Source organism: Flavihumibacter sp. (assembly GCF_036676075.1).
Classification (GTDB): domain Bacteria; phylum Bacteroidota; class Bacteroidia; order Chitinophagales; family Chitinophagaceae; genus Flavihumibacter.
The window spans coordinates 234933-248687 of the sequence record NZ_JAKFDQ010000009.1 but is presented as its reverse complement, the minus strand read 5'-3'; the positions used below and the strand labels follow the sequence as shown (position 1 = coordinate 248687).

Here is a 13755-nt window from a genome sequence, read left to right as displayed (position 1 = left end):
CCTCCATCTCTCCATCCCTCCATTTCACTAACTTTACCAAATGCTAGCACATGCCCCCTATCTCCTTTACTCTGATGGTAAAGGAAATATTTTTGAAGACAATACACTATATGCTACCGGAAGAAGCGGTTGGGATGTTTATCCTGTTCCTGAAGAAGACTGGATTGAATTACCTGAGGGTGGCAATTTATATGAACTTCCGGGAAGAAGAGGTATAGGTATTGATGTTATTACCGGCGAAATGCGCCTCTGTGAAAAAGGATGGGCAGTTGCAGCATTTATTCCTCCCGCACATACAGGATTATTCATTGCCGCATATGAGAGTATGCCCGATGCACCTATCCTTCCCTTATTTTGTTATACTGCTGCAGGTTGGGTAGAAGGAAAATTCTTTGTGCCTGCCATCCGCATCGAATCTGATATAAGACAGGAATGTGGAGGATTTAATGATAAAAAGATCGAAACGGGAGTATCTCAGATGTTGAAGGCATACCCTCATAATCGCCTTGTTAAGCATCTTGCAGAAAATTGCTGTAATACATATCACTGTCCCGCCGCACGAAACTATTTTATGGGTAGATGGGAATGCCCTGTACCAGCTTCTCCGGCATGTAACGCTAATTGTGTAGGATGTATATCCCTACAGCCGGATGAAGAGCCTATTGTATCAACCCAGGACCGCCTGACCTTTAGGCCAACTCCTGAAGAAATAGTGGAATATACTGTCCCCCATCTTGAATCAGCACCTTTCCCACTTATCAGTTTTGGGCAGGGCTGTGAAGGCGAGCCACTTTTAGTTTGGGAGACCATGAGAGATGCCATAATTGAGATCAGAAAACATACAGACAAAGGAAGTATTAATATTAATACCAACGGATCAAAACCCGATGCTGTAAAAGCCTTATGCGAAGCAGGATTGAACAGTATTCGTGTAAGTACAAATTCTGCGCGGAGAGAGGTATATATGCCTTATTACCGACCAAATAATTATGATTTCGATGATATTGTTGAAAGTCTGAAAGTGGTCAGGAGCTTTGGAGGATGGACCAGTATTAATTATTTTGTTTTTCCAGGAATGACTGACAGTGTTGCCGAATATGAGGCGCTGAGGAAACTAATTATTGATACCGACCTTTGCATGATCCAATGGCGGAATTTCAATATTGATCCAGACTGGTACCTTGGTAAAATCGGCGCCACAGATACTGGTGAATGCCTTGGTGTTAAACAGCTGATGGAACTAATAAGGGAAGAATTTCCAAACCTGAAATTCGGCTACTACAATCCACCTATAGAAAGGATAAGGGGTAGATTCGAAATGGATTTTGCCCACTAAGCCGTTGCATGACAAAATTGGAATTGGAAAAAAGCCAACGCAGACTCCTGCTAACAGGTGCGGCGCTTGCCGTGCTTGCAACCATTATCTGGAGTGGCAATTTTATTGTTGCACGCGGCGTCATACACAACATTCCACCTATAGCACTTGCGTTCTTCCGATGGCTGGCGGCTTCTTTATTAATTCTGCCTCTTGCATGGAAACAAATAGCTGTTGAATGGCCGATCGTAAGGCGTAATTTTTTCTACTTTTTCTGGACTGCATTAACGGGAGTTTCACTCTTCAACACATTCGTTTATATCGCAGGTCACTATTCCCCAGCTATAAATCTTGCGCTCATTGGAACCACCTCCTCCCCGGTTATGGCCATTATTCTTGCAAGGATTTTTCTAAAAGAAAAAGTGACCCTATTGCGATTTTCCGGACTTGCCTTATGCATTACCGGTATATTATATCTTTTATCAGCAGGGAGTTTACAACGTTTAATTGCATTGGAATTTGGAAAAGGAGATGCGTGGGTATTATTGGGTGCTCTTGCGTTTGCCATTTATAATATTCTGGTTCGAAAGAAACCTGGCGGAATAAGTGCACAGAATTTTCTCTTCACCATTTTTACTTTTGGCACCCTGATGTTATTACCTGCATGGTTATATGAATCCACTTATAGTGCCCCGATTGAATGGAATGGATATCTTATCAGTGTAGTACTCTATCTTGGACTTGGCACTTCAGTTATCGCATTTTTATGCTGGAATGCTGCGATCGCAAGGCTTGGAGCTGCGCGCACCGCCCTGTTTGGCAACCTGATACCAATTTTCAGCAGTCTTGAGGCTTTGTGGTTATTGAATGAGAAAATCACGATGATTCATATCACAAGTGGATTAATGGTTGTTGGGGGATTGGTGATCGCCAATTTACCCCTTAGAAAAGGACGATGATTTTTAACAAATATTAGCTGCAATTCTCGCAACTTAGCCTGTTATTTGTACTTGTACGGCAAAGAATTGTACATTTACTATGCTAACCCGATCACTATGACCGCTGAATTTGAAGTACAGAAAAACCTGAAGGCAGGAGGCTATACAGCCGGCGTAATGCTGCTGCTGATGTTGATATTATTCTTCATCAAATTCTCTCTGCCTACAATACCACCACCTCCCATTGAAGATGGAATAGAAGTGAACCTTGGGAATAGCGATGAAGGATTAGGAGATGACCAGCCTATGTCACCAGAAAGTCCGGCTCCTGCTGAACAACCTAACTATTCACCTCCTGCAAATACTGCTGCTGCAGATGATGCGCGTGATATTGAAACTGACGACAGTGATGAAGAGGCTCCCGCTGTGAAACCACCAGCAGTTGCAAATCCCAAGGCAACCAAGATCCCTGAAAAAGAAGTAGCCGTCAAGCCAAGGCCGGCTGCAACAGCGCCCGTTTCTAATCCAGTGCCTGCCCCGCCCAAACCGAAAGCAGTATTTAAAGGTGTATCTGGAACAGGTACTGGAGGTAATGAGGCCGACACATATAAGAAAGGTGGCAACCAGGGCATAGCTGGCGGGTCTGGAGATCAGGGGAAACCGGGAGGTGATCCTAACTCAACCAATTACGAAGGAAATGGAGGTACTGGTAAATCAGGAGTATCAATCTCCAGGGGATTATCGGGTCGTCGTATTACAAGTTTCCCTTCCTTTGAAGATGACTTTAATCAGAATGCAAAAGTTGCTGTAGATATTCGTGTAGATGCAGCAGGAAAAGTTATTTCTGCTGTTTACCAGCCCCGGGGATCAACTACTTCTAATAGCAATATGAAGGCAATTGCCGTGCGTAAGGCGATGCAGTTAAAATTCAATGCGGGTGGGGATGAACAGATAGGTACTATAATCTTTAATTTCAGGTTAAAAAATTAGCCGTTTCGCCCAATTAAAGAAATCGTCATTTTCATTTGATGAAGAATTAGTTTTACAGGGATGAATTACGCCCAAACTATCGATTACCTTTTTACACGACTCCCTATGTTCAGCAAACAGGGAGCAGGTGCTTACAAAAAAGACCTTCACAATATTATTGAACTTGAGTCCGCTAACGGCAATCCCCATACGCAATTCAAATCCATTCATATTGCAGGCACTAATGGCAAAGGCTCAACCAGCCATATGATCGCCGCCATACTTCAGGAAGCAGGTTATAAGACCGGACTATATACCTCTCCCCATCTCAAAGATTTTCGCGAAAGAATACGTATTAACGGGGATATGATTCCGGAGTCAACTGTTATATCATTTACGGAAAAAATGAAGCCCCTTATTCCCGTTATTGAGCCTTCATTCTTTGAGATCTCGGTAGCCATGGCGTTTGATTGGTTTGCTTCATCTGAAATTGATATTGCCGTAATAGAGGTTGGACTGGGTGGACGTTTAGACAGCACAAATATTATCAGACCAATACTTTCGGTGATCACTAATATTGGTTACGACCATATGAATATTCTGGGCGATACGCTTGAAAAAATTGCAGTAGAAAAAGCAGGAATCATCAAAGAATCTATTCCTGTTATCATAGGAGAAGTTATACCTGAAACAAAGGAGATATTTGAAGAGACCGCGAAGGAGAAAAATTCACCCTTATTTTATGCTGAAAAATTGCAGGAGGTGGTGAACTGGCAATATGAGGACCACCGGCTATCCATCACCGTTAAAGAAAGGGGGCACGACGATGCGCAACATTATTATCCTGAACTTAGTGGCTTTTACCAAACAAAAAATATCAGAACGGTACTTCAGTCCATCCGTTTCCTTCAGCAGGAAGGATGGCAGATTGATGAGAAAGCAATCCATAATGGCCTCGCTAATACCAGGAAATTAACAGGACTTCATGGGCGTTGGGAGAAAATCGCGGATGACCCCACTATTATACTTGATGTAGCACACAATGAAGATGGCATCAAAGTGATTCTGAATCAACTGGAACTCACAAGTTTTACAAGGCTGCATATTGTTATAGGTATGGTTAAAGACAAGGATGTTACAAAAGTTCTTACAATGCTTCCCAAGCATGCAATCTATTATTTCACCCAGGCGCAGATCCCCAGGGCAATGCCGGCAGACAGGCTGCAGGAAATGGCAGACGCTTTTTCACTCAAGGGTAAAGTATACCACGAAGTAAATATGGCATTAAAAGCTGCCAAAAATGCTGCATCACCTAAGGACCTCATTCTGGTATGTGGCTCAGTTTACGTTGTTGGTGAAGTGATCCCCTGATTGTTGAATGTAATCTGCCCCATTTTCAGAAGTGCATAGAAAATACAGTTTACATGAAGCGATTGCTTAATATCACCCCGCAAAAGCATTTCTTTTAAATCATTAATACTTATCTCCACCACCTCAATCTCTTCATTGTGGTCAAGCATTTGGTCCTGCTGTTTCACTCCGCCCCTTGCAAGAAACAGCTCAGTATAGTTATTAAGGACCCCTGGATTGGCAGCAACCCTGCCAAGAGACTCAATAGATTGAAAAGAATATCCAGTCTCTTCAAGTAACTCACGGTTCATTCCAATAGCGAAATCTTCTCCAGGATCAATAAACCCACCAGGTGTTTCGATGATTACTTCCCCGATAGGATGCCTGTACTGTTTAACCATGATCACCCTGTTATCGGTGGTTAAAGCAAGTGCAGTTGCCGATGTAGGCAGTTCTACCACAAAATAGGGATCTACGATGGTTCCATCATCGCGTTGACATTTATCTCTCCTTGCAGTAAAATAGATATGATTTGAAATATAGTCTGATGAAATTGTTTTCCAGAACATGAATGATTATTTTATTTCCATCCTTCCCTTTCCCTCAATCTGGTAATATGTGCCACGTGGTGTTTACCATGCCATGCATACATACCCAAAAGATTCCACAGTGTAAATTCCTTTTTGTGTTCAGGATGAAAGACTGTTCTGCTGGTATATGTACTTTCATCAAGCTTTCTGATACAACTGAACCATCTTGCATGCAAAGCGTGAAGCAGTGTGAGGGATATATTAATCGGCAGATCAGCCACATCATCAAGTTTTGCCCATGCAGCCTCATCATAAGGTTTGATAACAGGGTTCTGTTCGGTTAAAGCAAGTTTAAACCGGATCAGAGCATTCATGTGACTGTCTGCCACATGATGAACTACCTGCTGAACTGTCCAGCCACCCTCACGATAGGGAGTATGCAACTGGTGCTCATCCAGGTTTAGTACTGCATGTTCCAATAATTGTGGCAGGTAACGTATATCGTTAAGCCAATCATGTAATTGCCTCTCCGAATATGGCTGTTCTTCATATTTACCAATTGGATAACGCAGGTCTTCACTTGTATGCATAAAATTAGAATGACAAGGCAAATCTACGTTATTCCAAAACCTATATGCTTAATGAGGAATGATTGCACTTAATTTTTCAAGGCAAAGAGTTGGGTATAATAAACAGTTCCTCTCGAATCCTTTGAAACACCTATACCTGTGAGATTGAACCTCCCTTCTATATTCCGACGATGTGGCGTGCTTTTTAACCAGGTCTGCACAACTTCACGGGCAGAATATCTTCCGAAGGCTACATTCTCTGCTGAATTACTAACCCCACCAAGCCTTTTACCCATCCTGGAAACCCTGGTCTCAAAGCCAGTGTGGCCAAAAGCCACCTGTTTACTTGCCATACGCTGGCTGTGAAGTGAAGCCTCCGTTTCAACTATACTATTCGTTTTCAAGGGTTGTAGACCTTTAGTTTTACGATGTCGATTCACCTCAGCCAGTATACCCGCTTCAAGGGAGGAAAGAGAAACCCTGGCAGGTGCTGTAGTTGCTGTTTTAGTGGTAGTACGGGTTGTGGTAGTGCGCGTAGGCTTGCACGACCATAGAAAAAATGTAAGTATAAATCCGGTAACAATTCTATAATACGGCATAGGATAATAATTTCACTATGCGTCCGCAAGTATTGTACCATAATGAATTATAAGCAGGCTTCCAGTTCCTCCATCATTCCCTTACTGCCTACAAAAAAAGGAGATCGCTGATGAAGATCTTCAGGTTCAATATCCAATACCCGCATTTCTCCATTGGTTGCCTTCCCCCCGGCAACTTCAATTATAAAGGCAAATGGATTGCATTCGTATAGGAGCCTCAACTTGCCTTTTGGTTTATCAGACATTCCCGGATACATAAAAATGCCTCCCTTGATCAGGTTACGATGAACATCGCTGACCATACTACCTATATAACGTTGCGTATAAGGCCCGCCGTTATCCTTATTCTTCTGCTGGCATAGTGTAATATATTTCCTTACACCTTCACTATAGAGAAAGAAATTACCATGATTAACGGAATAAATCTTGCCGAACTCAGGGCATATCATATTTGGGTGACTCAGGCAGAACTCACCAATGGATGGATCGAGTGTAAAGCCATTAACACCTCTTCGGGTGGCATATACAAGCATGGTGCTGCTGCCATATATAACATATCCCGCTGCTACCTGTTTTATTCCAGGCTGAAGGAAATCTTCTTTGGTACATGGCTTTCCCAGCTCACTTGTTCTGCGATAAACAGAAAATATTGTTCCGATGGATACGTTCACATCAATATTTCCACTTCCATCCAGTGGATCAAAAAGAACGACGTATTTACTTTGATTACTGACCTCATCATCAAAGATTACTATATCATCCATCTCCTCACTGCCAATACCAGCACAGCTGATACCGTGACGCAGTACCCCCATCATTTGATTGTTAGCAAAAATATCCAACTTCTTTACTTCTTCTCCCTGAACATTAACACTGCCATAATCGCCGAGAATATCAACAAGTCCAGCTTTATTCACCTCCACATTAATCCTTTTGGCGGCAAGGCCAATGTCGCGCAAAAGGCTGCTAAGTTCACCGGTGGCTTTTGGGAAATTGCGAAGTTGCTGAATGGTGAATTCATCAAGGGTCAGGACTTGCCTGTTTACAATACTCATATGTGCAATCGTTAGGTGCGCAAAGAAACAAAAAAAAGCAGATTGTAGCTTGCAGATTGAAGATTAGGCCCCAATTTCGCAAACATCATAGATAAGTTGACGGTTATCCCTAATAACCTTAATTGATCAATGTTTAATCAGTAATCTTAAACATATGCGTGTTTTTAAGTTCGGAGGGGCCAGCGTTAGTAATGTTGAGCGAATAAAGCAGGTAGCAGAAATTCTTAAGCAGGAAGTAAATGATGAATTGCTCATCGTTATCTCCGCTATGGGTAAAACTACCAACGCGCTGGAAAAGGTTGCTGAAAATTTTTACTCAGGCAAAAAAGAAGATGCACTTCAATTATTCAACCAGGTAAAGCAACAGCATCTTACCATTTCCAAATACCTCCTGGTTAAAGAATGGCTAAGCTGTGAACAGCTGCTGAATAATTTTTTCACTGAGATAGAATGGCTTCTGCATGATAAACCCGTGAGGGAATATGATTATTATTATGACCAGATTGTATGTGTTGGCGAAATGCTTTCAACTGCAATTATAAGCGCCTATCTCAATGAATCCGGTATTTCCAATAAATGGATCGATGTACGTGATATAATCAGAACCGATGACAATTTCAGGGATGCGAATATCGACTGGCCCTTTACAAACCAACAGGTGCAGCAACTTCTGCTACCCTTATATCAGAAATCTAAAATTGTAATAACGCAGGGCTTTGTAGGAGCTACTGATGAAAATGAAAGCACTACCCTTGGTAGGGAGGGAAGCGATTATACAGCGGCTGTTTTCGCCAATATAATGGGGGCTGGGAGCCTCACGATATGGAAGGATGTAGAAGGTGTGATGAATGCTGATCCTAAACAATTTCCAGAAGCGCAGCTTATTCCTGAACTGAATTATGTAGAAGTGATTGAGATGGCATATTATGGTGCCCAGGTTATACATCCCAAGACTATAAAACCACTTCAAAACAAAGGTATTCCACTGTATGTAAAAAGTTTTCTCGATCCATCACTACCCGGAACAGTAATACACGAAGGTGTTGTTAAAAAACTTCCACCTATCATCGTAATAAAAGAAAACCAGGTGATGATTCAGCTCAGTTCAAAGGATTTTTCTTTTGTGGGTGAAAAACCAGTAGGCATCCTGTATCATATTTTCGAAGAACTGGCACTAAAACCTACCATTACGCAAAATGGCGCAATCAGTTTTACCTGTTCGATGGATGACAGGCCAGAAAAAATTCAGCAACTCGCACACCAGGCTTCCGAAATATTTGATGTTACCGTAGAAAAAGGATTGAAGCTCCTGACCATACGCCATTACGAACCCAGGCTTCTGGAAAAACTAACAGAAAATCATAAAATAGTTTTACAGCAGCAGACTCCTGAAACAGTACAGGTGTTAATGAGATAGCGCGCTAATCGCTGAAGCGGATGGATTGCCTTCTACAACGATCGTCTGTTTTAACTTCATCGGTACGTCCTTACCCTCTCTTATAGCAGGTTTCCAATCGGGCATCATTTCCAATGCGTCGAGGAGGTTCTCATTCAACAAATCATTACCACCTTTAAGGATGCGGGGATTTAGAACCTTACCCTTCTGGTCTACAATAAATTCAACAAGTACATAGGCACTATGCTGCTCTTCATTTAAGAAAGGAACAAGATCCTTATTCAGTTTTTTCAGGTAATCGCGGAAGGCATCAGACCCGCCAGGATATTCAGGAAGCTTGTGAACGGTATTAGGAATTTCATTCTCGTTGAAAGGAACTTTCTTTCGGATTTTTTTCACAACGGGTGTTATTATAACATTCCGCTCTCCTATTGGTAAAGATTTTTTCACTTCTTCATCGGTCACGTATTCGCCTTTATTGTTAACCAGAATGACAGGAATTTTTTTATACTTTTCGAAATAATAGAATACTTCTTTCAGGCTTGTGGCGAGAGGGGTATAATCAGCAAAATCACGTACATACCGGTTAAGGTATTCAGTGCTTCGTTTCACATTAAATCGAACAGGAAAAATATGCACGGGAATAAAATCCTGGCCCTGGCTTTTTGCGTGCGTTGCAAGAACATAAAGTTCTTCGATCTGAGCATCCATAATTGGTATGCAGCCTGTAGTAACACAACTACCATGAATATAGATATCACCACCTGGCTGGATGGCATCACTCAGGTAACGATCGGAAGCATTAGGATAATTCAAACCTAAAGAAAGATGAAATTCACTGCGGGGATTAAATTCATTGATATGATAAAAACCTTCGGGAACCTGAAAATCGCCTTCCATTCTTTTGGGGCCGAGGGTTCCTGCCATGGCACAGACCTTATAAGTCTTAAAATGCTGGAATGGTTTACCCGCTTCGCCTTTAACCCAAACTTCGAGCTGGCTGTCATATTTAAAGGATCGGAGATAGATATATTTGGCCGGCCACTGCAGTCCCTTTTCCCTGAATTGTTTGGCAAGTGTATCCTCTTTTTTACGGAGAATATCATTCACGCGGGGAAAGTTGCGCTGTGATTCAGCAAAGCCGGGCTGGTAAGCCATCTGCGACATGCCGGCAATAACAGTTGTAAGAAAACCAATAAGGAGGAAGATTCTTTTCATAGTACAGTCTGGATGGCACTAAAATAACACAAAGAATCCGTAAAACAGGCATAAAAATCCCCCTGCGAAGAGGGGGATTACAATAATAACCATTTGTTATAAGTTACCCCGCATTTCCTGTTCGCGTTCGATGGCTTCAAACAGGGCTTTGAAATTGCCCTTTCCAAAACTTTTCGCGCCTTTTCGCTGGATAATCTCAAAGAATAAAGTTGGCCTGTCTTCCACAGGCTTAGTGAATATCTGGAGCAGGTAACCTTCTTCATCACGATCGATCAAAATGCCCAACTCTCTTAACGGCTGAAGGTCTTCATCAATTTTACCAACCCTGTCGAGCACTTCATCATAATAGGAACCTGGCACTTTCAGGAATTCTACGCCCCTGTTGTGCAAAGCAGTTACTGTTTCGATAATATTATTTGTTGCAAGCGCAACATGCTGGCATCCTTCTCCATCATAAAAATCAAGATACTCCTCTACCTGGCTTTTCTTCTTCCCTTCGGCTGGTTCGTTAATAGGAAATTTAACATACCCGTTTCCGTTTGACATCACCTTGCTCATCAGAGCAGAATATTCTGTGGAAATGTCTTTATCATCAAAGCTGAGTATGTTTCGGAAGCCCATGATATTCTCATAAAAATCAACCCATTTATTCATCTGGTTCCATCCAACATTACCCACGCAATGATCAACATAAAGGAGTCCGGTTTCGGCAGGATTATAGTCTGACTTCCACGGCATGTAACCAGGAAGAAAAGTTCCTGAATAATTTTTTCGCTCCACAAACAAGTGCACGGTATCGCCATAAGTATGAATTCCACTGGTTACTACTTCCCCTGAATCATCTTTCAAACTACGCGGCTCCTGATAAGAGATGGCTCCGCGGCCAGTTGTTTCTTCCCAGGCCTTTTTTGCATCATCAACCATAAGGGCAAGAACTTTTACCCCATCACCATGCTTATAAATATGATCGGCGATGGCATTGTTGGCCCGCAATGGAGTAGTGAATACAAAAGTTAGTTTATGCTGGCGTACCGCATAACTGGCTGTTTCCCTTACACCAGTTTCCGGGCCTGCATAGGCAAGGCTTTGGAAGCCAAAGGCTGTTTTATAGAAATGGGCAGACTGCTTTGCATTGCCCACATAGAATTCAACATAATCAGTTCCCTGCAAGGGCAGAAAATCTGTAGCAGCGTGTTGCTGTAATTTGGTGAGAACAGACATGGAAAAATATTTGTGAATGGTTTACAATTTCGATCAGATCTGGGCGAGTGTTAAATAAATTACTCGCCCTTGCCTCTTTCCATTGCCAGGGATTCCATCAGCAAGCAATAATGCTGGCGGAGATCAGGGAATAATTTATGGGGATAATCGGGAACCATAACTCAAAACTAACGAATGTTTGTAGAATAATAGAGTAGCATCAAAGCCCGAACCATTCCTTATTTTTGGCGCATGAAAAAAGTCGGTATCCTCGGCGGGGGGCAATTGGGTCGGATGTTATTACAGGAAGCAGCTAATTTTCCGGTGGAAACCTGGGTGATGGAAAATGATGCTGCCTGCCCGGCTGCACACCTCTGCCATCATTTTATACTTGGCGATATCCGTAATTTTAATGATGTGTATGAATTCGGTAAACAACTGGATGCCATCACCATAGAAATTGAATCAGTTAACGTTGATGCCCTTGAGAAACTGGAAATGGAAGGCGTCACAGTAATACCCCGGCCATCGGCTTTGAGGATCATAAAGAACAAGATCCGTCAGAAAGAATTTTACCAGGCAAATGGAATCCCCACCGCAAATTTTGTAACGGTACAAAACCAGTTGGAACTGGAGCAACATATTGCGTTTCTTCCCGCTGCCCAAAAACTGGGCGAAGGTGGTTATGATGGAAAAGGAGTTCAGCTATTGCACAAACCCGATGAACTTCCACTTGGTTTTGATGCTCCCAGTATACTAGAGAAAAAAGTGGATATCGAGAAGGAGATCGCTATCCTGGTAGCAATTAATAAGAAGGGAGAAAGCGCGCTCTACCCGCCTGTTGAGATGGTATTTGATCCTTACCTGAATTTACTCGACCTGCAATTGGCACCCGCAGATCTTAAGGAACAGCAGTTATGGCGAATTGAAGCCATTGCTCATAAACTAGCCAAATCACTGGATTCACCCGGACTTTTTGCAGTGGAACTTTTTGTAGATAGAAATGGTGAGGTTCTTGTGAATGAAACCGCACCCCGTGTTCATAACAGTGGACATCATACCATTGAAGCGCATTTTACTTCTCAGTATGAAATGCTTTGGAGGCTTTTACTCGATTACCCACTTGGTCCAACAGCAGCGCTGATGCCGTCCTCGCTCGTTAATCTGATCGGGGAAAAAGATCATAGTGGTCCCGTTGTTTATGAAGGTTTAGAAGAGGTGATGGCGATGGAAGGTGTGTATATTCATCTATATGGAAAAAAAGAAACCCGGCCGGGAAGAAAAATGGGTCATGTAACGATTCTTGGAAAAGATAAACATGACCTGGTCAGAAAAGCGCACCAGGTGAAAAGAACCCTTAAAGTTATCTCCTGACTCCATTGGGAAGGCTGAATTGCCTTTCATAAACTCCAAATGCCACTTATACACTGTATTAAGCCTTTGGCATTTAATTTAATTAAAGGCTTCAGGCCTAAACTTTCACAGCGTTAAATCTGTTAATTTTACCATTGTTCCAACCTTAATCAAGAAACACAGACAATGGCATTCGTACGATCCACGCCTATAATAGCGCTTATACTTTTCGGAATCATCAGTATGGCTTCCTGTAAATCGAAGGATGAAAAAAAAATTACGGCTCCTGTTTCCGGTGGCCCTCAGCGAGTTGCACAACCCACACGTGTTGAAGCCTTTATAGTAAAAGCATCATCGGTTAGTGAAAAGATAGAAGTTCCGGGAAATATTCTTCCTTATGAGGCAACTGAACTTCGTCCGGAAGTTAGTGGCCGCATTACACAACTCAATATCCGGGAGGGACAGAATGTTGGTAAAGGCTCGTTGCTGGTAAAATTATATGACGGTGACCTGCAGGCGCAATTGCAGAAACTTAAAGTTCAACTTGATATTTATGAAAAAACTGCAGAGCGGCTTGAAGCGCTGTTAAAGATCGATGGAATAAGCAAGCAGGAATATGATCTGAGTATTTTGCAGGTAAGCAATGTGAAAGCCGACATAGAATTAATTCGCACATCAATTGCAAAAACTGAGATTCGTGCTCCTTTCAGTGGCCGTTTAGGTCTTCGCAGTGTGAGCATGGGCGCATATATTACGCCTGCCACACTTATTACTACTATCCGGCAGGAAAACCAGCTCAAACTTGAATTCACAGTACCTGAAAAATACAGCAGTAAGATCAGTGCCGGTAAAAATGTAGCGTTTACTATGGAAGGATTGAACAAAAATATCCTGGCCAGAGTTATCGCCACAGAAGAAGCTGTAACGGAGGATACAAGGAGTCTTCGCATTCGCGCAGTGATTTTGGGAAAAGATCCCAAACTCATCCCGGGTGCATTTGCAAAAGTATTACTTGATTTCGGTGAAGATAAGAGTGCGTTGATGGTGCCCTCTCAGGCAGTGATACCACAGGCACGTTTTAAAAAGGTTATTGTTTACAGGGGAGGTAATGCTTCTTTTGAAACCGTTACTACCGGGGTACGTGATTCTACCAGTGTACAGATCACTTCCGGCCTGAATGTTGGGGATACTATTATTACCACAGGACTACTGTCGATCAAACCGGAAGGCAAGCTCGAAATAATCAAAATGAACCAGGAATAA

13 protein-coding genes are annotated in these 13755 nt (G+C 42.4%); 7 read left to right on the top strand and 6 right to left on the bottom strand.

Going from position 1 to position 13755, the window contains the following annotated elements; all coding sequences use genetic code 11:
* Positions 1–40: 40 nt before the first annotated feature.
* The 4 genes from V6M43_RS09860 (at position 41) to V6M43_RS09845 (ending at position 4593) form a co-directional block, all read left to right on the top strand.
* Positions 41–1336 carry a radical SAM protein gene (locus V6M43_RS09860; RefSeq protein WP_332734784.1) on the top strand — a complete coding sequence of 432 codons (1296 nt, stop codon included), beginning with the start codon at positions 41–43 and terminating at the stop codon, positions 1334–1336.
* 8 nt (positions 1337–1344) lie between these two features.
* Positions 1345–2274, top strand: coding sequence for a DMT family transporter (locus tag V6M43_RS09855; RefSeq protein ID WP_332734782.1), 930 nt, complete (start codon positions 1345–1347; stop codon positions 2272–2274).
* A gap of 96 nt (positions 2275–2370) precedes the next feature.
* Positions 2371–3243: a hypothetical protein gene (locus V6M43_RS09850; RefSeq protein WP_332734780.1), complete on the top strand. Its 873-nt coding sequence runs from the start codon at positions 2371–2373 to the stop codon at positions 3241–3243.
* A 60-nt stretch (positions 3244–3303) separates the two neighbouring features.
* The gene (locus V6M43_RS09845) at positions 3304–4593 is read left to right on the top strand and encodes a bifunctional folylpolyglutamate synthase/dihydrofolate synthase (protein ID WP_332734778.1); all 1290 of its coding nucleotides are present in this window, start codon (positions 3304–3306) and stop codon (positions 4591–4593) included.
* On the opposite strand, the gene V6M43_RS09840 is transcribed toward V6M43_RS09845, so the two are convergent.
* From V6M43_RS09840 to fbp, 4 genes are all read right to left on the bottom strand, one after another.
* Positions 4566–5141, bottom strand: coding sequence for an NUDIX hydrolase (locus V6M43_RS09840; protein ID WP_332734776.1), 576 nt, complete (start codon positions 5139–5141; stop codon positions 4566–4568). The genes V6M43_RS09845 and V6M43_RS09840 overlap by 28 nt on opposite strands.
* An 11-nt stretch (positions 5142–5152) precedes the next feature.
* Positions 5153–5692, bottom strand: a complete 540-nt coding sequence (locus V6M43_RS09835; RefSeq protein ID WP_332734774.1) for a YfiT family bacillithiol transferase — start codon at positions 5690–5692, stop codon at positions 5153–5155.
* Between the two features lie 68 nt (positions 5693–5760).
* Positions 5761–6270, bottom strand: a complete 510-nt coding sequence (locus V6M43_RS09830; RefSeq protein ID WP_332734773.1) for a CAP domain-containing protein — start codon at positions 6268–6270, stop codon at positions 5761–5763.
* Positions 6271–6317: 47 nt separating this feature from the next.
* Positions 6318–7325 (bottom strand): class 1 fructose-bisphosphatase, encoded by a 1008-nt coding sequence (gene fbp, locus V6M43_RS09825; protein ID WP_332734771.1) that lies wholly within the window; start codon positions 7323–7325, stop codon positions 6318–6320.
* Between the two features lie 154 nt (positions 7326–7479).
* Here fbp and V6M43_RS09820 point away from each other — a divergent pair, with 154 nt between their 5' ends.
* Positions 7480–8742: an aspartate kinase gene (locus V6M43_RS09820; RefSeq protein WP_332734769.1), complete on the top strand. Its 1263-nt coding sequence runs from the start codon at positions 7480–7482 to the stop codon at positions 8740–8742.
* Here the strand turns inward: V6M43_RS09820 and V6M43_RS09815 are convergent.
* Both V6M43_RS09815 and hppD read right to left on the bottom strand, forming a co-directional pair.
* Positions 8731–9939 (bottom strand): L,D-transpeptidase family protein, encoded by a 1209-nt coding sequence (locus V6M43_RS09815; RefSeq protein ID WP_332734767.1) that lies wholly within the window; start codon positions 9937–9939, stop codon positions 8731–8733. The two genes, V6M43_RS09820 and V6M43_RS09815, sit on opposite strands and share 12 nt — an antisense overlap.
* A gap of 96 nt (positions 9940–10035) precedes the next feature.
* A complete protein-coding gene (gene hppD / locus V6M43_RS09810; RefSeq protein WP_332734765.1) occupies positions 10036–11160 on the bottom strand; it encodes a 4-hydroxyphenylpyruvate dioxygenase in 1125 nt (374 codons plus the stop codon).
* 231 nt (positions 11161–11391) lie between these two features.
* Between hppD and V6M43_RS09805 the strand changes: the two genes are divergently transcribed.
* Complete coding sequence (locus V6M43_RS09805; RefSeq protein WP_332734763.1) at positions 11392–12513, top strand: 5-(carboxyamino)imidazole ribonucleotide synthase; 1122 nt, start codon at positions 11392–11394, stop codon at positions 12511–12513.
* A 165-nt stretch (positions 12514–12678) separates the two neighbouring features.
* Positions 12679–13755, top strand: coding sequence for an efflux RND transporter periplasmic adaptor subunit (locus tag V6M43_RS09800; protein WP_332734761.1), 1077 nt, complete (start codon positions 12679–12681; stop codon positions 13753–13755).

What these genes read in the sequence shown, in the direction of transcription:
- V6M43_RS09860 (WP_332734784.1), top strand. Translation starts at nt 41, where the DNA reads ATGCTAGCACATGCCCCCTATCTCCTTTACTCTGATGGTAAAGGAAAT.
- V6M43_RS09855 (WP_332734782.1), top strand. Translation starts at nt 1,345, where the DNA reads ATGACAAAATTGGAATTGGAAAAAAGCCAACGCAGACTCCTGCTAACA.
- V6M43_RS09850 (WP_332734780.1), top strand. Translation starts at nt 2,371, where the DNA reads ATGACCGCTGAATTTGAAGTACAGAAAAACCTGAAGGCAGGAGGCTAT.
- V6M43_RS09845 (WP_332734778.1), top strand. Translation starts at nt 3,304, where the DNA reads ATGAATTACGCCCAAACTATCGATTACCTTTTTACACGACTCCCTATG.
- V6M43_RS09840 (WP_332734776.1), bottom strand. Translation starts at nt 5,141, where the DNA reads ATGTTCTGGAAAACAATTTCATCAGACTATATTTCAAATCATATCTAT.
- V6M43_RS09835 (WP_332734774.1), bottom strand. Translation starts at nt 5,692, where the DNA reads ATGCATACAAGTGAAGACCTGCGTTATCCAATTGGTAAATATGAAGAA.
- V6M43_RS09830 (WP_332734773.1), bottom strand. Translation starts at nt 6,270, where the DNA reads ATGCCGTATTATAGAATTGTTACCGGATTTATACTTACATTTTTTCTA.
- fbp (WP_332734771.1), bottom strand. Translation starts at nt 7,325, where the DNA reads ATGAGTATTGTAAACAGGCAAGTCCTGACCCTTGATGAATTCACCATT.
- V6M43_RS09820 (WP_332734769.1), top strand. Translation starts at nt 7,480, where the DNA reads ATGCGTGTTTTTAAGTTCGGAGGGGCCAGCGTTAGTAATGTTGAGCGA.
- V6M43_RS09815 (WP_332734767.1), bottom strand. Translation starts at nt 9,939, where the DNA reads ATGAAAAGAATCTTCCTCCTTATTGGTTTTCTTACAACTGTTATTGCC.
- hppD (WP_332734765.1), bottom strand. Translation starts at nt 11,160, where the DNA reads ATGTCTGTTCTCACCAAATTACAGCAACACGCTGCTACAGATTTTCTG.
- V6M43_RS09805 (WP_332734763.1), top strand. Translation starts at nt 11,392, where the DNA reads ATGAAAAAAGTCGGTATCCTCGGCGGGGGGCAATTGGGTCGGATGTTA.
- V6M43_RS09800 (WP_332734761.1), top strand. Translation starts at nt 12,679, where the DNA reads ATGGCATTCGTACGATCCACGCCTATAATAGCGCTTATACTTTTCGGA.